This window comes from Halomonas koreensis (assembly GCF_031451675.1).
In the GTDB taxonomy this organism is placed as follows: domain Bacteria; phylum Pseudomonadota; class Gammaproteobacteria; order Pseudomonadales; family Halomonadaceae; genus Halomonas; species Halomonas koreensis.
Genome location: NZ_JARWAK010000005.1, coordinates 161,454 through 183,862, shown reverse-complemented (window position 1 = coordinate 183,862; position 22,409 = coordinate 161,454). Strand labels below are relative to the sequence as shown.

General features: G+C 65.7%; 19 protein-coding genes. 14 read left to right on the top strand and 5 right to left on the bottom strand.

Annotation, left to right across the window (positions count from 1 at the left end; genetic code table 11):
- Nucleotides 1–177 precede the first annotated feature (177 nt).
- Nucleotides 178–1,233 carry an AbrB family transcriptional regulator gene (locus QC818_RS08085; RefSeq protein WP_309652330.1) on the bottom strand — a complete coding sequence of 352 codons (1,056 nt, stop codon included), beginning with the start codon at nucleotides 1,231–1,233 and terminating at the stop codon, nucleotides 178–180.
- A 195-nt stretch (nucleotides 1,234–1,428) separates the two neighbouring features.
- On the opposite strand from QC818_RS08085, the gene guaB reads away from it, so the two are divergent.
- The 6 genes from guaB to QC818_RS08055 all read left to right on the top strand — a co-directional run bounded on the left by guaB (nucleotide 1,429) and on the right by QC818_RS08055 (nucleotide 11,218).
- Nucleotides 1,429–2,898 carry an IMP dehydrogenase gene (gene guaB / locus QC818_RS08080; RefSeq protein ID WP_309652329.1) on the top strand — a complete coding sequence of 490 codons (1,470 nt, stop codon included), beginning with the start codon at nucleotides 1,429–1,431 and terminating at the stop codon, nucleotides 2,896–2,898.
- Between the two features lie 119 nt (nucleotides 2,899–3,017).
- Complete coding sequence (gene guaA / locus QC818_RS08075; protein ID WP_309652328.1) at nucleotides 3,018–4,595, top strand: glutamine-hydrolyzing GMP synthase; 1,578 nt, start codon at nucleotides 3,018–3,020, stop codon at nucleotides 4,593–4,595.
- Between the two features lie 683 nt (nucleotides 4,596–5,278).
- A complete protein-coding gene (locus QC818_RS08070; protein ID WP_309652327.1) occupies nucleotides 5,279–7,843 on the top strand; it encodes an SIR2 family protein in 2,565 nt (854 codons plus the stop codon).
- A 288-nt stretch (nucleotides 7,844–8,131) separates the two neighbouring features.
- Complete coding sequence (locus QC818_RS08065; protein WP_309652326.1) at nucleotides 8,132–8,986, top strand: putative RNA methyltransferase; 855 nt, start codon at nucleotides 8,132–8,134, stop codon at nucleotides 8,984–8,986.
- Between the two features lie 177 nt (nucleotides 8,987–9,163).
- Complete coding sequence (locus QC818_RS08060; protein ID WP_309652325.1) at nucleotides 9,164–10,600, top strand: amidase; 1,437 nt, start codon at nucleotides 9,164–9,166, stop codon at nucleotides 10,598–10,600.
- Between the two features lie 3 nt (nucleotides 10,601–10,603).
- Nucleotides 10,604–11,218: a TetR/AcrR family transcriptional regulator gene (locus QC818_RS08055; RefSeq protein WP_309652324.1), complete on the top strand. Its 615-nt coding sequence runs from the start codon at nucleotides 10,604–10,606 to the stop codon at nucleotides 11,216–11,218.
- A gap of 104 nt (nucleotides 11,219–11,322) precedes the next feature.
- Here QC818_RS08055 and ptsJ read toward each other — a convergent pair whose 3' ends face one another.
- Nucleotides 11,323–12,648 (bottom strand): MocR-like B6 salvage transcription factor PtsJ, encoded by a 1,326-nt coding sequence (gene ptsJ / locus QC818_RS08050; RefSeq protein WP_309652323.1) that lies wholly within the window; start codon nucleotides 12,646–12,648, stop codon nucleotides 11,323–11,325.
- Nucleotides 12,649–12,747: 99 nt separating this feature from the next.
- Between ptsJ and QC818_RS08045 the strand changes: the two genes are divergently transcribed.
- From QC818_RS08045 to QC818_RS08025, 5 genes are all read left to right on the top strand, one after another.
- Nucleotides 12,748–13,530 carry a YggS family pyridoxal phosphate-dependent enzyme gene (locus QC818_RS08045; protein WP_309652322.1) on the top strand — a complete coding sequence of 261 codons (783 nt, stop codon included), beginning with the start codon at nucleotides 12,748–12,750 and terminating at the stop codon, nucleotides 13,528–13,530.
- A 35-nt stretch (nucleotides 13,531–13,565) separates the two neighbouring features.
- Nucleotides 13,566–14,267: a glutamine amidotransferase gene (locus QC818_RS08040; protein WP_309652321.1), complete on the top strand. Its 702-nt coding sequence runs from the start codon at nucleotides 13,566–13,568 to the stop codon at nucleotides 14,265–14,267.
- A 276-nt stretch (nucleotides 14,268–14,543) separates the two neighbouring features.
- Nucleotides 14,544–15,788 carry an aspartate aminotransferase family protein gene (locus tag QC818_RS08035; protein ID WP_309652320.1) on the top strand — a complete coding sequence of 415 codons (1,245 nt, stop codon included), beginning with the start codon at nucleotides 14,544–14,546 and terminating at the stop codon, nucleotides 15,786–15,788.
- Between the two features lie 59 nt (nucleotides 15,789–15,847).
- Nucleotides 15,848–16,597 carry a DUF4336 domain-containing protein gene (locus tag QC818_RS08030; RefSeq protein WP_309652319.1) on the top strand — a complete coding sequence of 250 codons (750 nt, stop codon included), beginning with the start codon at nucleotides 15,848–15,850 and terminating at the stop codon, nucleotides 16,595–16,597.
- Nucleotides 16,598–16,610: 13 nt separating this feature from the next.
- Nucleotides 16,611–17,381, top strand: a complete 771-nt coding sequence (locus tag QC818_RS08025) for a hypothetical protein (RefSeq protein WP_309652318.1) — start codon at nucleotides 16,611–16,613, stop codon at nucleotides 17,379–17,381.
- 468 nt (nucleotides 17,382–17,849) lie between these two features.
- Here QC818_RS08025 and QC818_RS08020 read toward each other — a convergent pair whose 3' ends face one another.
- Nucleotides 17,850–18,014 (bottom strand): hypothetical protein, encoded by a 165-nt coding sequence (locus tag QC818_RS08020; RefSeq protein WP_309652317.1) that lies wholly within the window; start codon nucleotides 18,012–18,014, stop codon nucleotides 17,850–17,852.
- A gap of 492 nt (nucleotides 18,015–18,506) precedes the next feature.
- On the opposite strand from QC818_RS08020, the gene QC818_RS08015 reads away from it, so the two are divergent.
- The 3 genes from QC818_RS08015 to yghU all read left to right on the top strand — a co-directional run bounded on the left by QC818_RS08015 (nucleotide 18,507) and on the right by yghU (nucleotide 20,798).
- Nucleotides 18,507–18,755, top strand: coding sequence for a hypothetical protein (locus QC818_RS08015; RefSeq protein ID WP_309652316.1), 249 nt, complete (start codon nucleotides 18,507–18,509; stop codon nucleotides 18,753–18,755).
- Between the two features lie 6 nt (nucleotides 18,756–18,761).
- Nucleotides 18,762–19,718: a DNA glycosylase AlkZ-like family protein gene (locus tag QC818_RS08010; RefSeq protein WP_309652365.1), complete on the top strand. Its 957-nt coding sequence runs from the start codon at nucleotides 18,762–18,764 to the stop codon at nucleotides 19,716–19,718.
- A 204-nt stretch (nucleotides 19,719–19,922) separates the two neighbouring features.
- Nucleotides 19,923–20,798, top strand: coding sequence for a glutathione-dependent disulfide-bond oxidoreductase (yghU, locus tag QC818_RS08005; protein WP_309652315.1), 876 nt, complete (start codon nucleotides 19,923–19,925; stop codon nucleotides 20,796–20,798).
- Nucleotides 20,799–21,022: 224 nt separating this feature from the next.
- Here yghU and QC818_RS08000 read toward each other — a convergent pair whose 3' ends face one another.
- Nucleotides 21,023–21,229, bottom strand: coding sequence for a cold-shock protein (locus QC818_RS08000; RefSeq protein WP_309652314.1), 207 nt, complete (start codon nucleotides 21,227–21,229; stop codon nucleotides 21,023–21,025).
- A 185-nt stretch (nucleotides 21,230–21,414) separates the two neighbouring features.
- A complete protein-coding gene (locus QC818_RS07995) occupies nucleotides 21,415–22,347 on the bottom strand; it encodes an AraC family transcriptional regulator (protein WP_309652313.1) in 933 nt (310 codons plus the stop codon).
- Nucleotides 22,348–22,409 lie beyond the last annotated feature (62 nt).

The following is a 22,409-nucleotide window of genomic DNA, read 5'->3' as shown; positions in this document are numbered from 1 at the left end:
GTGAGCAGGGCCGGCGCGTGGCGGCATGCTTCGCCGGCGTTGCTTCTCGGGCTGGCGATCGTATCACCGGGCGATCTGCGCTGCTGTTTATCAGGCGGCTTTGAATAATTGTCGGGAGAGGAGAGTCGCGCATTTCATCGCGCGTCTTGGCGTGTGACGTCCCAGCGCGCTGCGATTCTAACTTTGCGAACGTGTTATGGGACGCAGCAGCGCCGGCAGGAGCAGCACCAGCACGCTGATGCGCAGCAGGTGGTGGGTGGTGACGAAGGCCGGATCGATGCCCAGCGTCAGCGCCACCAGGCTCAGCTCGGGGGCGCCGCCGGGCATGTAGGCGAGCAGCGCCGCGGCGGCCGAGATGCCGGTCAGCAGGTGGCCGAGCCAGGCGGCGAGCACGGCGAGGGCCAGCAGCACCAGCGCCTGGGCGACGGCCATCACCAGCGCCTGGCCGACCCGGGCCAGCGAGGTGCCGGCGAAGCGCACCCCCACCGAGACGCCGATGAGCACCTGGGCCAGGGCCAGCAGCGTCGGCGGCACCGCGGCATGGGTGACGCCGGTGAGGTGCAGGGCCGCCGAGACCAGGGCCGGGCCGAACAGCAGGGCGCTGGGCAGGCGCAATCGCCGCCCCAGCCAGGCGCCGCCCAGGCCCGCGGCGGCGAGCCAGGCCGCATCCGCCGAGCCGGGCAGCCACAGCCAGCGCGCCGGTTCCGGGCGGGCGCCGGCCAGGTCGACGTGGCCGATCGCCTCGAGCACCGGCGGGATCGCCACCAGCAGCACCAGGATGCGCACCGCATGGGTCATGCCCACCACCCGCAGGTCGGCCCCGGAGGCCATCGCCATCAGCGTGACCGTGGACACCCCGCCCGGCACCCCCGCGTACAGCGCGGTCTCCCGGGAGTGGCCGGCGACGCGCTGCGAGAACCACACCGAGAAGGCCATCATCGCCGCCGTGGCCACCAGCATCACCGCCAGGCTCAGGCTCCACGGCCCCGGGGCGCCGGACATCTCAGGGGTGAAGGCCGAGCCCAGCATCACCCCGATCACCACCAGCACGCCCTGGCGGCCGCGCCCCGGCGAGCGCAGCCGAACGCCGGCCAGGCTCGCCACGGTGGTGGCGAGCATCGCGCCGAGCAGCCAGGGCAGCGGCAGGTTCACGGCGAAGGCCACCGCCCCGCCGGCGAGGCCCAGCGCCAGGGTGGGCAGGAAGCGCAGCAGCGGGGCGAGGGGAGGGGGCAAGGCGTGAGCATCTCCTGTGGGGGCGCGGCGGCCGCGAGCGTGGTGTCGTAAGCCTATCATGAGCCGGCTAAGCATGCCGCCATCCTCCCGAGTCGCCCGCCACACGCTGGATTGCCGGGATGTGGCCGGGCCCGTTATAATGGTGGATTAACTTCACTGCCCTCCTCCCACCAGCGCACTGGGGTGTTGCCGATTATGCTACGTATGGCCCAAGAAGCTCTTACGTTCGATGACGTATTACTCGTACCCGGCTATTCCGAGGTCCTGCCCAAGGACGTCAGCCTCCGGACACGCCTGACCCGCGACCTCTACCTCAACATCCCCCTCGCTTCCGCCGCCATGGATACCGTGACCGAAGCCCGCCTGGCCATCGCCATGGCCCAGGAAGGCGGCATCGGCATCATCCACAAGAGCATGACCATCGCCCAGCAGGCGGCCGAGGTGCGCAAGGTCAAGAAGCACGAGAGCGTGATCGTCAAGGATCCGATCACCGTCGGCCCCAAGGCCAAGCTCGCCGATCTGCTGGCGATGGCCAAGGAATACGGCTTCTCGGGCTTCCCGGTGGTGGAGGGGGAGACCCTGGTGGGCATCGTCACCGAGCGTGACATGCGCTTCCAGCCCAACCACGGCGACAGCGTGGCCGACATCATGACGCCCCGCGAGAAGCTGGTCACCGTGGCCGAGGGCACCGAGCTTCCCGTCATCAAGGGCAAGATGCAGGAGCACCGCGTCGAGAAGATGCTGGCGGTGGACGACGAGTTCCGCCTGCGCGGCCTGGTCACCTTCCAGGACATCGAGAAGGCTCGCACCTTCCCCAACGCCGCCAAGGACGAGGACGGCCGCCTGCTGGTCGGCGCCGCCGTGGGCACCGGCCCCGAGACGCCGGACCGCATCGCCGCCCTGGCCGAGGCCGGCGTGGACGCCATCATCGTCGACACCGCCCACGGCCACTCCCGCGGCGTGATCGAGCGCGTGGCCTGGGTGAAGGAGCACTTCCCGCAGATCCAGGTGATCGGCGGCAATATCGCCACCGCCGAGGCCGCCAAGGCGCTGGCCGAGGCCGGCGCCGACGGCGTCAAGGTGGGCATCGGCCCGGGCTCCATCTGCACCACCCGTGTGGTGGCCGGCGTCGGCGTGCCGCAGATCACCGCGGTCTCCAACGTCGCCGCGGCGCTCAAGCCCTACGACATCCCGCTGATCGCCGACGGCGGCATCCGCTTCTCCGGCGACCTGGCCAAGGCCGTGGCCGCCGGCGCCAGCGCGGTGATGGTGGGCGGCCTGCTGGCCGGCACCGAGGAGGCCCCGGGCGAGATCGAGCTCTACCAGGGCCGTACCTACAAGGCCTACCGCGGCATGGGCTCGATGGGCGCCATGTCCCAGACCCAGGGCTCCAGCGACCGCTACTTCCAGGACAAGGAGGCCGGCGTCGAGAAGCTGGTGCCGGAAGGCATCGAAGGCCGCGTGCCCTACAAGGGCGTGATGGGCGCCATCGTCCACCAGCTGATGGGCGGCCTGCGCGCCTCCATGGGCTACACCGGCTGCGCCGACATCGAGGAGATGCGCACCAAGCCGGAGTTCGTGCAGATCACCGGCGCCGGCTTCAACGAGTCCCACGTCCACGACGTGCAGATCACCAAGGAAGCCCCCAACTACCGTGCCGGCTGATGCCCGCCTGACGCCGTAGCATGACGAGCTGGAAGCGCGCCGCCGGGCGGCTTCCAGCTTTTGCTTTCGGCGCCGAGAGTTCGCTATCCGTTTTGCCCGCCTCGCATAGGAAAGGCCAGATGACCGACATTCACGCCCATAAGATCCTGATCCTCGACTTCGGCTCCCAGTACACCCAGCTGATCGCCCGCCGGGTGCGCGAGATCGGCGTCTACTCCGAGATCCGCGCCTTCGACATCACCGAGGACGAGATCCGCGCCTACGCCCCCAACGGCATCATCCTCGCCGGCGGCCCGGAGTCCGTCACCGAGCTGGACTCGCCGCGCGCCCCACAGTGCGTGTTCGAGATGGGCCTGCCGGTGCTCGGCATCTGCTACGGCATGCAGACCATGGCCGAACAGCTCGGCGGCGCCGTGGAGGGCTCCCACAAGCGCGAGTTCGGCTATGCCCAGGTGCGCATCGACGAGGAGACCGCGCTGTTCAAGGACATCTCCGACCACATCGATCACGAGACCGGCCGTAGCCTGCTCGACGTCTGGATGAGCCACGGCGACAAGGTCGCCCAGGTGCCGGACGCCTTCAGCGTGATCGCCTCCACCCCGAGCTGCCCGATCGCCGCCATGGCCTGGGAGGAGCAGCGCTTCTACGGGGTGCAGTTCCACCCCGAGGTGACCCACACCCTCCAGGGTCAGCGCATCCTCGAGCATTTCGTGCTCGGCATCTGCCAGGCCGAGCGCAACTGGACCCCGGCCCAGATCATCGAGGACCAGATCAATCGGGTGCGCGAGCAGGTCGGCGACCGCCACGTGCTGCTCGGCCTCTCCGGCGGCGTGGACTCCTCTGTGGTCGCGGCCCTGCTGCACAAGGCCATCGGCGACCAGCTGACCTGCGTGTTCGTCGACAACGGCCTGCTGCGCAAGGACGAGGGCGACCAGGTGATGGAGACCTTCGCCAGCCACATGGGCGTGCGGGTGATCCGCGTCGACGCCGAGGACCAGTTCCTGGGCAAGCTCCAGGGCGTGGCCGACCCCGAAGAGAAGCGCAAGATCATCGGCAACACCTTCATCGACGTCTTCGATGCCGAGGCCGCCAAGATCGAGGGCGTGGACTTCCTCGCCCAGGGCACCATCTACCCGGACGTGATCGAGTCCGCCGCCGCCAAGACCGGCAAGGCGCACGTCATCAAGTCGCACCACAACGTCGGCGGCCTGCCCGAGACCATGAAGCTCCAGCTGGTCGAGCCGCTGCGCGAGCTGTTCAAGGACGAGGTGCGCAAGCTCGGCGTCGAGCTCGGCCTGCCCTACGACATGGTCTATCGCCACCCCTTCCCGGGGCCGGGCCTGGGCGTGCGCATCCTCGGCGAGGTGAAGAAGGAATACGCCGACATCCTGCGCGAGGCCGACGCCATCTTCATCGAGGAGCTGCACAACGCCGACTGGTACCACAAGACCAGCCAGGCCTTCGCCGTCTTCCTGCCGGTGAAGTCCGTGGGCGTGGTCGGCGACGGCCGCCGCTACGAGTGGGTCATCGCCCTGCGCGCCGTGGAGACCATCGACTTCATGACCGCGCGCTGGGCGCACCTGCCCTACGAGTTGCTGGAGAAGGTCTCCAACCGCATCATCAACGAGCTCAGCGGCGTCTCCCGCGTCACCTACGACGTGAGCAGCAAGCCGCCGGCGACCATCGAGTGGGAGTGATCGCCAGGGCAGGGCGGACGAGCGCCGCCTAGCCCCAAAGCATCACCTGCGTCATACGAAAGCCTGCCGTTATCGGCAGGCTTTTTTGTTGCCAAACGTGATCTGTCTAAGATTAACTAGGCTTCAGCCCCCAAGGTGGCGGCCGATAGGCAGGAGCAGGAGAGCACAACGCGAAAGGAGTCGCAGGGAAAGGGTGGGCACCTTGTGCTGTTCCGATTTCTCGGCCAGTTAGTGCTTGAGCCGGGCATTCTCGTCGGTCAAGGCTTGCTCGCGGACTGAAGCGGTTTGCTGCTGTTGGGCCTTGGTCCACTATTGGTAGAGCTGGCTGGATTGGAGGCCTAGCTCTCGGGCGGCAGCACTGATGCCGACACGGTCGGCGAGCGCCAAGGATTCGGCCTTGTGGTCCTGGGAGTAGCGGGTACGGGGCTTCTTCATCGAAGCGCTTACCTTGCCATGGGTCACCTCGTCTCAGTGTACTGTCTTAACGAAGTGTCCACTGCTGCTGGACAAGATCACACGTGTTGCACTTGGTCATTGAGACCGCCGAGCCTTGTTGGCTGCAAGCCTGGCTGTGATGCTTTTGGTGAGTGACTGCTTACTTTTTTGAGATGTTTTTATTCCCATGGAGTGGTGTTCTTTGCTATTTTGTAAGAGTTGATTTAATTCTTAGATGGAAAGTTTTCATGAAGATCGAAGATTTTGCTAAGCAAAACCCTAATAAATCAAGGTCAGTAGAGGATCTGGTTAGGTTTTTAAAGACTAGGGTGGAGCTGGCCCCTAATTATTGCGTCCTGTTAGGCGCGGGATGCTCAGTTTCTTCTGGCATACCTTCTGGAGGTGAGTTGATAGAGGGGTGGAAGAGGGAGCTGTATTCTGAGTTTAATGGTGATCTGGAAGGTTACTCGTCGGAGGTTGCTACAGATTATTTTTCTAAGAATCATTCTAGTTGGTTTAATTCTAGTAATGAGTACTCATCTCTTTTTGAGAAAAAATACGATCTCCCAAGTCAAAGGAGAATGTTTATTGAGCAGCTGGTGGCTGATAAGATACCTTCGATAGGGTATGCTTACCTAGTTAATTTGGTTAAAAATAGCTACATAAATACTATATTTACCACAAACTTCGATGATTTGGTTAATGAGGCTTTTTATCATTATTCCGATAAAAGGCCTATGCTTTGTGCGCATGATTCATCTGTTTCGAGCTTAAATAAAACCTCCAGCAGGCCTAAGATCGTAAAGCTCCATGGAGATTATCTTTTTGATGATATAAAAAGTTCCCTTAGGGAGACGGAGTCTTTAGAGGAGAATATAAAAGACAAGTTTGTGGAGTTACTGAAAGGTCAGGGTTTGATTGTTGCAGGCTATTCTGGGAGTGATCGATCTATTATGGATGTGGTTAACCATATCCTTCGGTTCGATGATTTTTTATCGCACGGCCTGTATTGGTGTTTTAGGAAAGGGGATTATATTTCTGAGGATTTAAGAAAGCTGCTTTGGAAAGAAAGGGTTTATTATGTTGTGATCGATGGGTTCGATGAGCTGTTTGCCAAGCTGAATAGTGATCTTTGTGAGCCTCTTTCTTTAGAAGATGGTTTGGTGAAAAACAAAACCAGCAAAATAATTGAGTCGTATACATCCAACAGTGCTCTGCTGAAAAGCTCTTCAGATATAATAAGAAATGATATAGAAAGGCTGGAGAAGCAAAAGACTAAAAACAATATATCAAAGCTGATTCAGGAGATGAATGAGAAAAATAAGGCTACGAATCTTGAGGATCATGAGTTCTCAATGCTTATACAAATAGAGAGCCTTATTGGGGATGACAAGTATCATGATGCTGTTAAGCTTGGCGAGGAAGAGTTGAATAAGTCGCCCAGCCCAGATTTGTATGCTTTGCTTTTGAAGTCTGTTGCTCGTGCCTACAGAGCTTCAAATCAAGATGAAAGTGCAAGGGGGTGTTATAAAGAGCTGATATCATATGATAAAAATGATACTTTTCCTTACTCTGCAATGGCATCTATGGAGTTTAATTTCACAGAAAAGGCTGCCATATTAAAGAAGGCTATTGATATTGATGGTTATGATTTCAGTAACTATGATTTGCTTGCAGGGGCTTTGATTGAAAGTTTGGAGAAAGGTGATGTTGATGACAAAGAGTTGAAATTGGAAGAGGCTCAGAGAGCTCTTGATCGCAGTCTGGAGTTGAATCCTTCTAACACTAATCGTAGTTGGGCAAAGAAGTTTTCTTTAATAAGCAAAAAAAGTGTTAGCGAAGAAGAAAAAGACGCTGAAAAAACGCGTCTTCTGAATGATCTGAAAAAACAGGGGCCGTACACAAAGAATTACATAGCTCTAAACTCTAAGCATCTTGGGGATAAAGGCTGTAAAGATAGTGTTCAAGAGTTCTTTGAAGATATTCTTTCGCATAAAGAGTGCGTTGAAAATTACCGGTTTACAGGTTACCTCTCGCTAGCGGTATATTCTGCGGATGTGATGGGGGCCGAGTGTGAGTTTGGTGCGATTGTCGATGAGCTATGTGAGAAGAAAGACCTTTATAAGAACCCTTCCGCGATCTTTCGTTGTGCATCGGTAGTTGCGAAGAGGCTGGGGGATTTTGAACGTGCCGTATCTATGCTAGGGAAGATTCATTATTCGGATTTAGATTACCAGTCCCTTAGCCTCCTTTTGGACTGTTACATAGCGCTGCAAGATGAGTCAAAATCTAAAGAGGTTATTGAGAAGGTAGATAAAGAGTTTACTGCGGTAGCCAGCCTGGAGTCTAAGATAAAGTACTATGATGAGTTTGGGTTCTATGCTAAAGCTTTGGAGGCAGTTAAATCTCTGCAGAGTTTGCATGGGGGGAGTGGCTTCAATGTTGCTACAGAGGCATACTATTTGATTAAGCTGGATAGGAATTCAGAGGCCAGGGAGGTCTTGCAAGGTTTTTTGAGGAAAGTGAACTTCGATAAATCTTATACAGCTGAAATAGTGAACTACGAGCTGGCTTGCAAGAATATGGGGAGAAAAGTTGATAAGGCAAGGCTCGAGGCACAGCTTGGAGGAAGTAGGAATTACTTTGTCAAGGCTGCTGTTTACTCTGTGATGGGTAAGCTTGAAGAGAGTGTGGAAATGGTTAAGCAAGGGTTGTTGGAAAATAAGCTTGATATCAGCAGTTTAAGAAGTTGGCCTGCTTTGAGCTCAGTTAAAGATAAAGGGGTTGAACGAGATCTGAAGCTGGTTGTTTGAAGGTGGAGGGGAAAGAATGCCTCGGAATATAGGTGAGGTGTGATAAAACTTGGTGTCCAGCGACACGTTTCCACGGTTGATGGGTAAGATCAGGATGCCACGGCCCAGGCGCGGCTGGTCAAGCGCGACGAGACCATCGCCGCCGTCGGAAGGCTGGCCGCCCGCGTATAATGTCGCCCACCGCGCGCCATCGGGTAGGGTTCGATGACGCGATCATGAACACCGCCGCGGCATGAGCGCGTTGTGCCTCGCGCAATGAATGCAGCAAAGGAAGGGGATGGGCGACCCATGAGCACCTCATCTTTCGAGGCATTGGCCTGTCCGCTGGACGGCGACCCGCTGGAGAGAAGCGATGGCGCCTGGCGCTGCGCGGCCGGGCACAGCTTCGATATCGCCCGCCAGGGTTACGTGCACCTGCTGCCGGTACAGAACAAGCGCTCCCGGGACCCGGGCGACAGCAAGGCGATGGTGGCGGCGCGCCGGCGCTTCCTCGAGGCCGGCCACTATCGGCCCATCGCCGAGGCGGTGAGCCGCGCCGTGCTGGCGGAAGCGCCGGCCTGCGGCACGCTTAGTTGCCTGGATGCCGGCTGCGGCGAGGGTTTCTATCTGCGCGAGCTGGTCGAGGTCGCCGAAGGGCAGAATGACGCGCCGGCGCTGGCCCTGCTGGGCGTGGATATTTCCAAGTGGGCGGTGCTGGCCGCCGCCAAGCTCCACCAGGGTGCCACCTGGGTGGTGGGCACCAACGCGCACCTGCCGGTCCAGGCCGGCAGCCTGGACCGCGTGCTGTGCCTGTTCGGCTTCCCCGTCTATCCGGAGTTCGCCCGCGTGCTGAAGCCCGGCGGCGAGCTGCTGCTGGTCGAGGCCGGGCCGGACCACCTGCGCGAGCTGCGCGAGATCATCTACCCGAGCGTGAAGCCGCCCCGCGAGGGCGACGCGGCCGCGCCCGACGGCTTCACGCGGCATTCCTGCGAGACGCTGCGCTACGCCATCGAGCTCGAGGGCGCCGCGCCCATCGCCGACCTGCTGGCCATGACGCCGCACCTGCACCGCGCCGGCGCCGAGGGGCGCGAGAGGGCCGCGGCGCTGACCTCGCTTTCCCTTACCGTGGACGTGCGGCTGGCGCGTTTCGCTCGGGCGAGCTGATCTCGATGGCCGTGCGTCGTTGAGGGGGTTGGCGCCATGAGCCGAATGGCGCGGTGCCCGAGCCAAGTATCTCCAAGGCTATTGGAAGCAGCCAGTTTGGGCTGGCGAATTCGGGATTCGGGACTAAAGTGAATAACGCATTCGCTTTTTACTTGTAGTAGGGACGAGGAGGGCACCATGACCACCGATCGCGTCGCCAGCCATAACGAGGACGACCTGGACCGCCTGGACGCCACGGCCCAGGCGCGGCTGGTCCAGCGAGGCGAGGTCACGCCGCCGGAGCTGGTGGAGGCGGCCCTCCGCCGCATCGAGCGGCTGGACCCGGCGATCAACGCGGTGGCGGCGAGCGACGCCGAGCTCGCCCGGGAGAAGGCGCGGACTTGCGGGACGACGGGGCCCTTCGCCGGGGTGCCGACGCTGCTGAAGGATCTCGTCGCCTATCCCGGCCTGCCGCTCGGGATGGGCTCGCGGCTGTTCCGGGGGCAGGTGCCGCCGGCCGGCTCGGCCTATACCGAGGCGCTGGACGCCAGCGGGCTGATCGTGCTGGGCAAGAGCACCACCTCGGAGTTCGGCCTGCTGGGCACCACCGAGACCCTGGCCTGCGGGGCCACCCGCAATCCCTGGGATCTCGAACGCTCGCCCGGCGGGTCGTCCGGCGGGGCGGTGGCCGCCGTGGCCTCCGGCATGGTGCCCATCGCCCACGCCTCCGACGGGGGCGGCTCGATCCGCGGCCCGGCGTCCTTCTGCGGGCTGTTCGGCTTCAAGCCCAGCCGGGGGCGGCACCTGTCCACCGGCCAGCCCGCCGACACCCCCTTCACCCGGCTGATCAGCGAGCACTGCGTGTCGCGCAGCGTGCGCGACAGCGCCACCTGGCTGTCGGTGGTGGAACGCGACGAGGCGGGCCTGCCGGGCGGGAAGGTCGGCCGGGTGACCGAGCCGCTGCGCCGACGGCTGCGCATCGGCCTCTACCGGCGCACCGCCGACGGCACCCGGCCCGAGCCGGAGGTGGCGGCGGCGCTGGAGGCGACCCGGCGGCTCTGCGAGTCGCTGGGCCACGAGGTGGTGGACACCGAGGGTCCGCGGTTTGATGCCCGGGCCGCGGGGGATGCCTTCTTCGCCTCGGCGGCGCTGACCCTGGGTGGCGCCTGCGAGCAGCTGCGCGCCCTGATGGGGCCGGCGTTCGACGAGGCGCGCCTGGAGCCTTACACCCGCGAGCTGATCGCGCGCGCCCGGGACCTGCCGCCCGAGGCGGGCGCACAGGCGGCGGCGACGCTGCAGGCAGCCGCCGACGCGGCGGATCGCGCCATGGCCGGGTTCGATGTCCTGCTGTGCCCCACCGTGGCCTTTCCCGCCTTCCCGCTGGGCCGCCACGGCGGCACCCAGCCCTTCGAGGAGGCGGCGGCCTTCACCGAGGCCCTGGCCGGCTACACCGCCATCGCCTCCATCGCCGGCTGGCCGGCCATGTCGGTGCCGCTGCATGTCTCGCCCAGGGGCCTGCCGATCGGCTCGCACTTCGCCGCCCCGCTGGGCCAGGAGGCGCGGCTGCTGGGCCTGGCCCTGGAGCTCGAGCGGGCGGCGCCCTGGCACCACCGCCGGCCGAAGGGGGTGGAGTAGGCCATGCCCCAGACCCTCAAGACCGCCGTTCGCACCCGCATCCTGGCCGCCGCGGCCGAGGCCTTCGCGCGGGACGGCTTCGCCGCGGCGCGGCTGACCGACATCGCCGCCGAGGCCGGGGTGTCCACCGGTAACCTCTATCGCTACTATCCGAACAAGGCGGCGCTGTTCGACGCCGTGGTGCCCCGGGACGTCGCCGCCCGGCTGCTGCGCCTGATGCGCGCCCGGGTCCGCGAGCTCGGCACCCTCGCCGACTGGCGCTCGGCCACGGCGCCGGGCTCGGCCCGGGCAGAGGCCCTGCTGGCGTTCTGGATCGAGCGGCGCCTGCCCGTGGTGATCCTGCTGGCCGGGGCCGAGGGCTCCGCCCTGGCCCATGTGCGGCCGCTGATCGTGCGGGAGCTCACCCGCCTGGCCGACGCCTATGTCGCCTCGCGGACCGCCGGGGAGGGCTCGGGTCCCGTGCCGCGGGTGGTGCTGGTGCAGCTGTTCTCGAGCACCCTGGACATGATCGTCGCGATCCTGCGCGCGCATGACGATGCGGACGAGATCCGCGCGGCCTTCGCGGCCTTCTGGCGCTACCAGCTCGCCGGCCTGGAGGCGCTGCTGGCGGGGTGCTAGCGGGGTGATGGCAAGCGCCTCGGTCGCTGGAAGGAAGTCGTCCGATCAAGCGATGAACGGCTGCCGTGGCCATGGCATCTTCGCGGGCGAGGCGACGGCGTCGCCTATCCACCCATCGGGCCGTCATCTCCGCCTTCCTGGGCGCTATCCCGAAGGTCATCGGCCAACTGCCCGGCCTGTGGCTCGTCGAGTTCCGATACCGTGATCCGTAGGCCATGCACAGGCTCGCCGACGCCGAACGCCTCGCCGCCGCGAACGAGCCAGCCCCGTTTGGCCAGGGCGAAGACGAGGGGGCGACTATCCCGCGCCAGGGGGATCCACAGGTTCAGGCCATCGGCGGGCGTGGCGGCGGTGAGGCCCCGATCCGCCAGGGCGGCGACCAGCCGGCGGCGGCGCCGCGCGTAATCCTCCCGTGCCAGGGCGATGCGCGATGCCACGGCGTCGTCGGTCAGGCAGGCATGCGCGATGTCCTGCAGGAGGTGACTGACCCAGGTCGATCCCGGCGCGAGACGCAACCGCAGGCGCTGGGCCGTCTGCGGGTCGCTGGCGATGAGCGCGATGCGGAGATCCGGTCCGAGGGACTTGGAGAGGGAGCGCACCAGTGCCCAGCGCTGCGCCGACTCGGGAATCACCGAGTGGTAGCTCGTGTCTGCCAGCAGGGCGAAATGATCGTCCACCACGATCAGCACGTGCGGGTGGCGCTCGAGGACCCGCCTCAGCGCCCGGGCGCGTCGGGCGCTCAGGCCGCATCCCGTCGGGTTGTGCGCGCGCGGCGTCAGGATGACCGCCTGCGCCCCGGCGGACAGGGCGTGCTCGAGGGCGTCGACGCGCATGCCTTCGCGGTCGACCGGCACCCCCACCGGCTCCAGGCCTGCGACGCGCAACACATTGAGGCTGCCCAGGAAGCAGGGGGTCTCCACCACCACTCGATCACCGGCCACGAGGTGCGCGGCGAGGAGCCGTTCGATGGCATCCACGGCGCCGTGGGCCAGTTCGAACTCGTGTCGCTCGGGGACGTCCCCCGCGAACCACTGGCGGGCGTAGGTGACCAGGCCCGGATCGACGGTGGCCTCGCCGTACAACCGCGGCCGGTAGCCCGCTCGCACCACCGCCTCGGTGATATCCGGCAGCCAGTCGGGATTGGGATTGCCGCTCGCGACATCGCTGAGGCGCGTGTCCGGGGCGGCGCCTTCCTGTTCGCCCAGCCTGGGCGGCTCGCGGATGACCGTGCCCAGGCGCCCTCGTGTGACGGCGATCCCGGCGGTGACCAGTCGTTTGTAGGCGGCCGCCACCGTGTTGCGGTTGACGTCCAGCCTGGCGGCCAGGTCGCGCACGGGGGGCAGCGCCTGACCCGGTTGCAGCCGGCCCGACTGGGCCAGCAGGCGAACGCTGTCGAAGATCTCGGCGGCGGATTTTCCGGTGATTTGCATTTTGTCCTATGACATACTTTAATCTGACATAGTGAAATTCTAGAGGGCTCCCGCCAGCCCGTACAGTCTCGCTTCGAACTGCCAGGGAGGGTCCCGATCTTGAGCGCTTCATCCCCCTGTGGCGTCGCCGATCCGTCGCCTTATCCGCAAGCCAGGACGCGCGAGGACTTCACCCGCAACCTGGCCAGCGTCCGCGAGCGCATCGCCCGGGCCTGCCGACGTGTCGACCGGGATCCTGCCGAGGTGCGTCTGTTGCCGATCAGCAAGACCGTGGATGAGGCTCGCATCCGGCTCTCCGTCGAGGCGGGCTTCCGGGAACTGGGCGAGAACAAGGTGCAGGAGGCCCATCGCAAGTGGCAGGCGCTGTCCGACCAGGATCTGCGGTGGTCACTCGTCGGACACCTTCAGACGAACAAGGCCAAGCAAGTGGCGCGCTTCGCCTCCGAGTTCCAGGCCCTGGACAGCCTGCGCGTGGCCGAGGCGCTGGACCGGCGCCTGCAGGCACTGGGCCGCAGTCTCGACGTCTTCGTCCAGGTCAACACCTCGGGGGAATCGAGCAAGTATGGCCTGCCGCCGGAGGCGGTCGAGGCCTTCGTGCGTCGGCTGCCGGCGTATTCCGCCCTTCGCGTGCGTGGCCTGATGACGCTGGCGCTGTTCTCGCCGGATGTCCCGCGGGTGCGGCAGTGCTTCGTTCGGCTACGGGAGCTGCGGGACCGGATTCGGCAGGAGGTACCCGACGGCGACGGGGTGGCCGAGCTGTCGATGGGCATGTCCGGTGACTTCGAGGTCGCCATCGAGGAGGGCGCCACGGTCGTCCGCGTGGGGCAGGCGATCTATGGCGCCCGGCGCCTGCCCGATAGCCACTTCTGGCCCTCCCCCTAGCTCACGTCTCTTCTCCCCGGCCAAGGATGTCCAGCATGAAGACAGCGCTAGCCCTCCGTCACATCCACTTCGAGGATCTCGGCACCCTGGAGACCGTGCTTCACGAGCGCGGCTATGCGGTGACATACCTCGATCCCTCCCGCGATGACCTCGGCGGCCGCGAGGCGCAACGGCCCGACCTGCTCATCGTCCTGGGTGGCCCCCTCGGCGCCTGCGATGACGAGCGTTATCCCTTCCTCGAGCGCGAGCTGGGCGTCGTGCGCCGGCGCCTGGCCTCCGGGAGGCCCCTGCTCGGCATCTGTCTGGGGGCCCAGCTCATCGCCCGGGCCCGGGGAGCGGAGGTGTTGCCCCTGGGCGTCAAGGAGATCGGCTTCGCCCCGCTCACCCTGACGCCCGAGGGAGAGCACTCGGTACTGGCTCCGCTCGGCGATACGCCGGTGCTGCACTGGCACGGCGACCAGTGCGAGATCCCGGAAGGGGCGGCCTGGCTGGCCAGTACCGCGGTCGGCGCCCATCAGGCCTTCTCGATCGGGCGCAACGTGCTGGGGCTGCAGTTCCACCTGGAGGCCGATGTGAACGAGATCGAGCGTTGGCTGGTGGGACATGCCGGTGAACTGGAGCAGGCCGGCATCGACCCGCGCACCTTGCGTCGAGACGCCGGACAATTGGGCGAACGGCTGACGGTGGCGGCGCGTGCGGTCTTCTCGACCTGGCTGGATGGCCTGGAGGAGGCATGAATACCCGTCGCAGGGTAGGCCGTGGCCCATGCCTCGGCCCGTGCTGGTGACGGAGCTTCGAGCATGTCGATCACTGCCTCGTCGTTCGGCGGCTGGGGCATGTCGATACGGACCGGCCTGGCGCCAGCACCTGGTCCGGGCGACCGCCGACTGGCTCGCCGCTGGCGAGGGTATCGAGCCGGGATTCCAGGCCGCCGAGGAAGGGCGGCGCTGGTTGGAAACGGGACCCGATGGCATGCGCGTCATCGGCAGGGAACCCATCTTCAGGACGCTAACATGAACTCGACAGCAGAGCCCGACGTGGAGCTGGGCGCCACGCCGCGAGTCGCCGAGCCCTCGCCGCATCTGATGCAGGCCTATGCGCGGGAACCCGTCGTCTTCGAACGGGGCAAGGGGGTCTATCTCTGGGACGCCGACGGTCGGGCGTACCTGGATGCGATCGCCGGGGTGGCCGTCACGAACCTGGGGCACGCGCACCCGGAGGTTGCCGAGGCCATCGCCGATCAGGCCCGGCGGCTGGTGCATACCTCCAACCTCTACAGCATCGAGTGGCAGGAGCGGCTGGGGCGACGGCTGTGCTCGCTCGCCGGCATGCAGCGTGCCTTCTTCTGCAACTCGGGCGCCGAAGCCAACGAGACGGCGCTGAAGCTGGCGCGCTTGCACGGACACCGCCGCGGAGTGGCCTCGCCTCGGGTGCTGGTCATGGAGAACGGCTTCCATGGCCGCACCCTCGCGACCCTGGCCGCCACCGGCAACCCCGCGGTGCATCGAGGCTTCGAGCCCCTGATGCCGGGTTTCGTGCGGGTGCCATACGACGATATCGATGCACTGCGGCGGGTCGCGAACGAGACCCGCGACGTCGTGGCGGTCCTGATCGAGTCCGTGCAGGGCGAGGGGGGCGTGCGGGTCGCCTCCACGGCGTATCTCCGCGAGCTCCGGCGGCTGTGCCGGGAGCACGACTGGCTGCTGATGATGGACGAGGTCCAGGCGGGGCTCGGGCGAACCGGCGCCTGGTTCGGCTATCAGCATGCGGAGGCGTTGCCGGATGTCGTTACGGTGGCGAAGGGACTGGGCAATGGGCTGCCCATTGGGGCCTGCCTGGCGCGCGATCAGGCGGCGGAACTGTTCGTGCCGGGCCAGCATGGCTCGACGTTCGGCGGCAACCCCTTGGCGTGCCGGGTAGGTTGTGTGGTGCTCGATCTCATCGAACGCGAACGGCTCGTGTCCCATGCCGCCGTGCTGGGGCGCCGCCTGCTCGAGTCACTGCAGGCGGGCTTGGCCGATCAGCAGGCCGTCGTGGCCATTCGGGGGCATGGCTTGATGGTGGGTATCGAGCTGGATCGTCCCTGCTCCGAACTGGTCACGCGGGCATTGAGGGAGCAGCAGTTGCTGATCAACGTCACCCGCGACAAGACCATTCGGCTGCTGCCGGCGCTGATAGGCACGCAGGCCGAGATCGATGACATCGCGGATCGTGTCGTGCGCCTGGTGCGGGGCTTCCTCCGCGTAGCGCCGGCGTAGACTAGGCGGCCTGGTGTCGGCCCTGGTGCAGGATGATGCTTCGTTGGCGAGGAACAGAGATGCTTCAACCTTCCCGGCTGGTGCGAGTCGACAGCGACGTCTGGATAGTGGAGGGCCCTATAGTCAGCTTCTATGGATTTCCCTATCCCACCCGCAGCGTGCTCGTGCGCCTGCCGAATGGAACGTTATGGGTATGGTCGCCCATTCCCTTGGACGACGAACTGATGACCGAGGTGTCGGGGCTGGGGGCGGTGGCGCATCTGGTCAGCCCCAACAAGCTTCATCATCTCGGCCTGGCGGATTGGCGGGCGGCCTTTCCGGCAGCCAAGCTTTGGGGCATGCCGTCAACGGTCCGGAAATGCCGTGACCTGCGCTTCGATGGCGTCCTGGACGACACGCCACCGGTTGCCTGGCGCGGCACCCTCGAGCACGTCCAGTTTCGCGGTTCCCCCTTGCTTGACGAGATGATGTTCTTCCATCGGCAATCTCGTACGGCCCTGTTGGCCGATCTGAGCGAGGCCTTGAGCCGTGACTTCCTGGGGCGCCATTGGGCGCCGTGGCAGCGGCTCATTGCCCACCTGTGGAGCATCACCGAGGCGGCGCCGAAGGCCCCGCTCGAGGTGCGGTTGTCCACCTTCCGGCGGCGAGAGGCGCGAGCCGCTGTCCGCCGCTTGCTCGCCTACGATCCCGAGAACGTCATCATGGCCCATGGTGTCTGGCAACGGGGCCATGGCCGTGCCTTCCTGGAGCGGACGTTCTCGTGGCTGTCACCAGAACCTCCCCATGCATTGGGTGAGGAGCATCGATAAGGAGTGTTGAATCATGATGCTGAGCAGATACGCGTTGCTTCTGACGCTTGGAGTGGTCACGGCAGTGCCCGCCTATGCGATCGACCGTGAACAGGGGCTCGAGCGAGTCAGGGAACAGTTGACACAGTCCTGTTCGGAGGGGGAGATGGCCTCCTGCCTGGGCGTCGAGACATCCCGGTGTGGACGCCTTGCGGAGGAGGTGGTGCAAGCCTGTGCGGAACACTTCGCCCCAGCAGAGCAAGAGCATATGGCCGCCTTCGGCGATTGCATCGGTCGCCAGACCCGACAGCGCACCGGCGTATCGGAGGCCGAGTTGCAGTCGTGCCAGTCCCATGCCGATGGCGCAACGCCTGCCCCCGCTCCCGAGGAGGCGATGCGTAGGCTCGAGGACGCCAAGGCCGTCATGGCTCAGGACGCCGAAGCGACGCGGGACGAGGTGACCCTCCCGTTATATCCGGATCATGAACTGACGGCGCACCACCAGGATACGAGCGGCCTTCCCGGGATCGACGGCGAGCCGCTAGGGGAAGGAGCGGTATCCGTCGTCATGATGACTACCTCAGATACTGTCGAAGATGTCGCGGCCTTCTATCGGAACCGGTTGGACGGATTCACGTTGTACAGGGCGGCGGCGGACGATGCCACCTTTGCCAGGGGAATGCCGGACGACGTTACACCATCCGACTTTCGCCGTTGGATGAAGTCCCTACCAATGCACGAGCACGTCGCGATCTATCGGTTGTCGGGCAAGACGCATATCGAGGTGGGATACCGCACGGATTAGGGGGCTGTGGGCAAGGCTCCGGTATCGCACAGCGAAGGATCTCGAGCGACGAGCGGGGCGAATCGTCGAGCACCAGTTGAGGAGCTCTACCTCACCACGCGCTTGTGCTTCGGAGGCGCTCTCTGCGTGCAGCAACCGTACGCCGACGCCTCCCGCAATTGATGGGGGGCGGCAGACTCCAGGGCAGTTCGGCGAGCCGTTGCCAATCCAGGGGACGCGAGGCTGGCCTCTCCGCCTGCAACCTCTACCGCTGCTAACCGAACAAGGTGGCGCTGTTCGACGCCGTGGTGCCCCGTGCCGTCGCCGCCCGGCTGATGCGGCTGATCCGCGCCCGGGTCCGGGAGCTCGGCACCCTGGCGGAGTGGCACTCGGCCACGGCGCCGGGCTCGGCCCGGGCGGCGGCGCTGCTGGACTACTGGATCGAGCGGCGTCTGCCCGTGGTGACCTTGCTGGTCGGCGCCTCGGCGCTCACGCTTCTTCCTCCTCGAAGCGAGCATCGAGGGGCCGCGAACCGGCCGCCTGGTGGAGCGTGGCACGCGGCGTGCCGGTCGCGGTGCGCCGCGCCGACGCCAGGATGGCGTCATTGCGAAGCTCCGGGCGGACGAGGTCATCCTCTGCCAGGCTGTCCAGCAACCCAGCCGCCTGACGGCGGGAGCCGGTGAGAGGGCGGTCGATGGAGGCGGGGCGCGGCCCCCCTTGTGCAGAATGAAGGTGAGGATTCATGTCGGTCTCCGTATCCCCTGCGGTGGACGGCAGACGCCGACCCAGGGGAGAGGAGCCGTGCGCCGCTTTAGCTGCATTTCTATCCCGCCCGCAAGTTGGTGCTTAAATCGGCGGTGGCCCGGATGTCGGGCAACAAAAAAGCCCGCTCAGCTTGTGCTAAGGCGGGCCCGTGGCGATCGCTTTAGCGGAACTTGTAGAGCGCCCGCAAGCTGAGGGTCAAATCGGCGCTACGGTCAACGTATGCAGCTGAGGCAGGGATGTCAATGGGAGCCTGGGGCAGGCCTGCGTCTCGTGTCGATGCCGGTTGGCCGGGTAGGGAGGTGCGAGCATGCCCGAGCCAAACACCGCGCTTTCCCCTAGGATGGGCGAACTTTCGCGACGATGCCGGGACAAGGATTGCCGATGACCGCCCCCCAACGCCTCTCCCTGACGCGCGTCGACGCCCGCCGGCTGCTGGTGCGCTATCACTGCCGGCCGGCGCCGCTGGCGAGCGTCATCCACCGGCTGGGCACCATCCAGTTCGATCCCCTGGCGCCGGTCGGCACCAACCCGGACCTGGTGCTGCAGGCCCGGGTGCCCGGCTATCGCCAGGGCGACTGGCAGCAGGCGGCCTACGGGCTGCGGTGGCTGGTCGACGGCTGGGACAAGTAGGCCAGCCTGATCCGTCCCGCGGAGTGGTGGGCCCAGGCGCCGTTCCACCGCTGGTTCGCCCGGCGCTGGCAGCGGCGGGGCGTGGACGTCGACGCGCCGGAGGCCCGCGCCCTGGTGGCGCAGGTCGAGCGCCAGGGGCCCTCGACCAGCCTCGAGCTCGGCGACCAGCGGGCCGATCCCGCCCTGCGCGGCAGCTGGTACGGCCCCAAGCGCTCGCGGCACCTGCTCAAGGCGCTGTGGGATGCCGGGCACCTGATGACCCACCATCGCGTCGGCGGCCGCCATGCCTACGACCTGCCCGAGCGGGTGCTGCCCCAGGGGGCAGGCGCGGCGGACGTCGCCGACGACGAGGCCCTGCATCGGCTGGTGGTGCGGCGCGTGCAGGCCGCCGGCCTGCTGCGCCCCGCCGCCGATGGCGCCGTCTGGTCGCTGCCGTGTCCCCGTGCGGAGCGCGATCGCATCGCCGCCCGGGCGATCGCCCGGGGTGAGCTGGTCGCGCTCGACGTGGAGGGCACGACCTACTGGACGACCCCCGAGGCCCTCGCGGCACTGGAGGAAGCGCCCGACTCGGCGGCCGCCCCGGCGCGGGAGGTGCGCTTTCTCGCGCCGCTGGATCCGCTGATGTGGGACCGCGGCGGCGTCGCCCGGCTGTTCGCCTTCGACTACGTCTGGGAGGTCTACAAGCCCCAGGCCCGGCGCCGCTGGGGCTACTACGTGCTCCCGGTGCTGTGGGGCGAGCGCTTCGTGGCCCGCTTCGACGCCAAGTGCCAGCAGGGCACCCTGACGATCCTCGCCTGGCACTGGGAGCCCGACATCTCGCCGGCTCGCTTGCCCGAGGGCCTGGCCGAGGCGCTCGAGTCGGCCGCTGGTGCGTTTCTCGGCTACCTCGGCGCCACGCGCCTCGTCCTGCCCCGGGGCCTCGGTCGCGAGGCGCGCCGCGCCTGGCAGCGGGCGGCCCGCTGAGGCGGGAGGGGCGCCGTCGCCCCGCTCAGTGCGTGACGCGTCCGGCCATCGTCTCGGGCAGCAGGGCCGCGATAGGGCCCGGCTATCGTCTCGATGGTTTCCCGCGCCGCCGTGACGGGCTATGGTCTGGCGAGAGGTTGATAGGACGCTAATCTGTCACCACCCGACAGGCCGAGCCACGCCATTCGCCATCGAGGAGGCCGCATGCGCCAAGGCAACGACTACACCCCGCCGAGAGTCTGGACCTGGGAGAAGGCCAGCGGCGGCACCTTCGCCGGCGTCAACCGCCCCGTCGCCGGGCCGACCCACGAGCGGGCGCTGCCGGTGGGCGAGCATCCCTTCCAGCTCTACTCCATGGGCACGCCCAACGGGGTGAAGGTCACGGTGATGCTCGAGGAGCTGCTCGAGCTCGGCTACCGGGACGCCGAGTACGACGCCTGGCTGATCCGCATCGGCGAGGGCGACCAGTTCGGCAGCGGCTTCGTCGAGATCAACCCCAACTCCAAGATCCCGGCGCTGGTCGATCACGGCCCCGCCGAGCCGATCCGGGTGTTCGAGTCCGGCGCCATCCTGCTCTACCTGGCCGAGCGCTTCGAGGAGTTCCTGCCCGGCGAGCTGGCCGGGCGCACCGAGACCCTGAACTGGCTGTTCTGGCAGATGGGCAGCGCGCCCTTCGTCGGCGGCGGCTTCGGCCACTTCTACGCCTATGCGCCGGAGAAGCTCGAGTATCCCATCGACCGCTACGCCATGGAGACCAAGCGCCAGCTGGACGTGCTGAACCGCCGCCTGGCCGAGACGAAGTATCTCGCCGGCGACGACTACACCGTCGCCGACATGGCCGCCTGGCCCTGGTACGGCCAGCTGGTGCTGGGCCGGCTCTACGACGCCGCCGAGTTCCTGAGCGTGCACGAGTACGCGCACGTGCTGCGCTGGGCCAGGGCGATCGACGCCCGCCCGGCGGTGCAGCGCGGCCGCATGGTCAACCGCACCTTCGGCGACCCGGCGCTGCAGCTCCACGAGCGCCACGACGCCGGCGACTTCGAGACGAAGACCCAGGACAGGCTCGAGACCTCATCGTGACTCGCGCCGGGGCAGGGAAGGGGGAGACGCGGGCCGTCTCCCCCTTTCGCGTAGGCGTCCCGGGCGGGCCGGCCATGCTCCGCCAGCGCTGCCGTCGCCCGGGGATTCGGGACGGCTGCGTGTCGGGTGCCGGTAGGTTTGGCGGGCATACAACGCATCAGGGCCCGCTAGGCGGGCCCTGATCATCGAACCGTTGAGGTTCGAAAGCGTGCGTGATCCTGGGATCAGGCGATCGCTTTGATATTCGAGGCCTGGAGGCCTTTCTTGCCCTGGGTCACGTCGAAGGAGACGCTTTGACCGTCCTGCAGGGACTTGAAGCCTTCAGCCTGGATTTCGGAGAAGTGGGCGAACACGTCGTCACTGCCATCGGCAGGAGAAATGAAGCCGAAACCCTTGGAATCGTTGAACCACTTGACGGTGCCAGTAGCCATGAATAAACCTCTCGCGCTTAGCGCCTTGTAAAGTTTCTGGTATCACCCAGATGAGCAGCGGGTAAAACAAGAAATACAATTACAGGCGATCGAAAGGATTCGAAAGCTGCTGGAACCATGCGACTTGCCAACCAACTGACGCCACGGTGTCACGCCTGGCGGCGTGGGTCAAAGACTTTCGTGTTTTATTTCCTTGACGTCGCTGGGGCTGCCCCTGAGCGTTCCCGATTGCCTCCTCCTGCGCCGGGACCGAGCCGAGCGTCTGCCATGCCTTCGGGCGCCTCCTGGGGGATCGATGCCTCGGCGTCGGCCCGGCGCCACTCCAGCGGAGAGTAGCCGGTGCGGCGCCGGAACGCCTTGGCCAGGGCCGAGGGGCTGCTGTAGCCCACCCGGTCGGCGATGGCGTCCAGCGCCACGCCGTCTCGCAGCAGGGTCTTGGCCAGGCTGAGCCGATACTGCGCCAGGTACTCGGCCGGGGGCTGGCCGACCGTGTCGCGGAAGACGCTGGCGAAGCGGGCGCGTGACATGCCCGCCGCGGTGGCCAGCCCGCTCAGCGACCAGTCGGCGGCCGGCCGGTCGTGCATGGCGATCAGCGCCTTGACCAGCTTGGGATGCCCCATGCCCGCCAACAGCCCGGAATCCACCTCGCCGGCATCCATCAGGTAGCGCAGCAAGCGGATCACCAGCAGCTCGCACAGCCGGTCCAGGCTCGCCTGCCGGCCGCAGCGCGCCTCCCGCATCTCCTCGAGCATCAGCGCCAGCAGCCCGGACATGCCGCTCAGCCGTTGCAGGGGAATCGCCAGCAGCGGCGGCAGGGCGCGATGGATCGGGCAGAGGTTGCCGGCCCCGAAGCGAAACGACCCGCACAGCGTCTCGGCCCCCTCCGGGCCCGGCCCGAACCGATGGGCATCGCCGGCGGCCAACAGGATCAGCACCGGCTCATCGAAGCGGCGCTGCGAGCCGTCCGCCAGTTCCAGCTGCACCGTTCCCCCGGTCAGGATATGGACGAAGCCGGTGCCCGCCTGGGCCGGATGGCGTGAGCTGTAGCACAGCGGGCCGGCATTGAACACGCTGGCGGCGAGATGGAAGTGGTCGAGCAGGGCGGCGAGCCGGTCCATGATGAGACTCCTGGACGCACTTTAAAGACATCTGGAATCCAATCGTCTATTCCGCCTCCTAC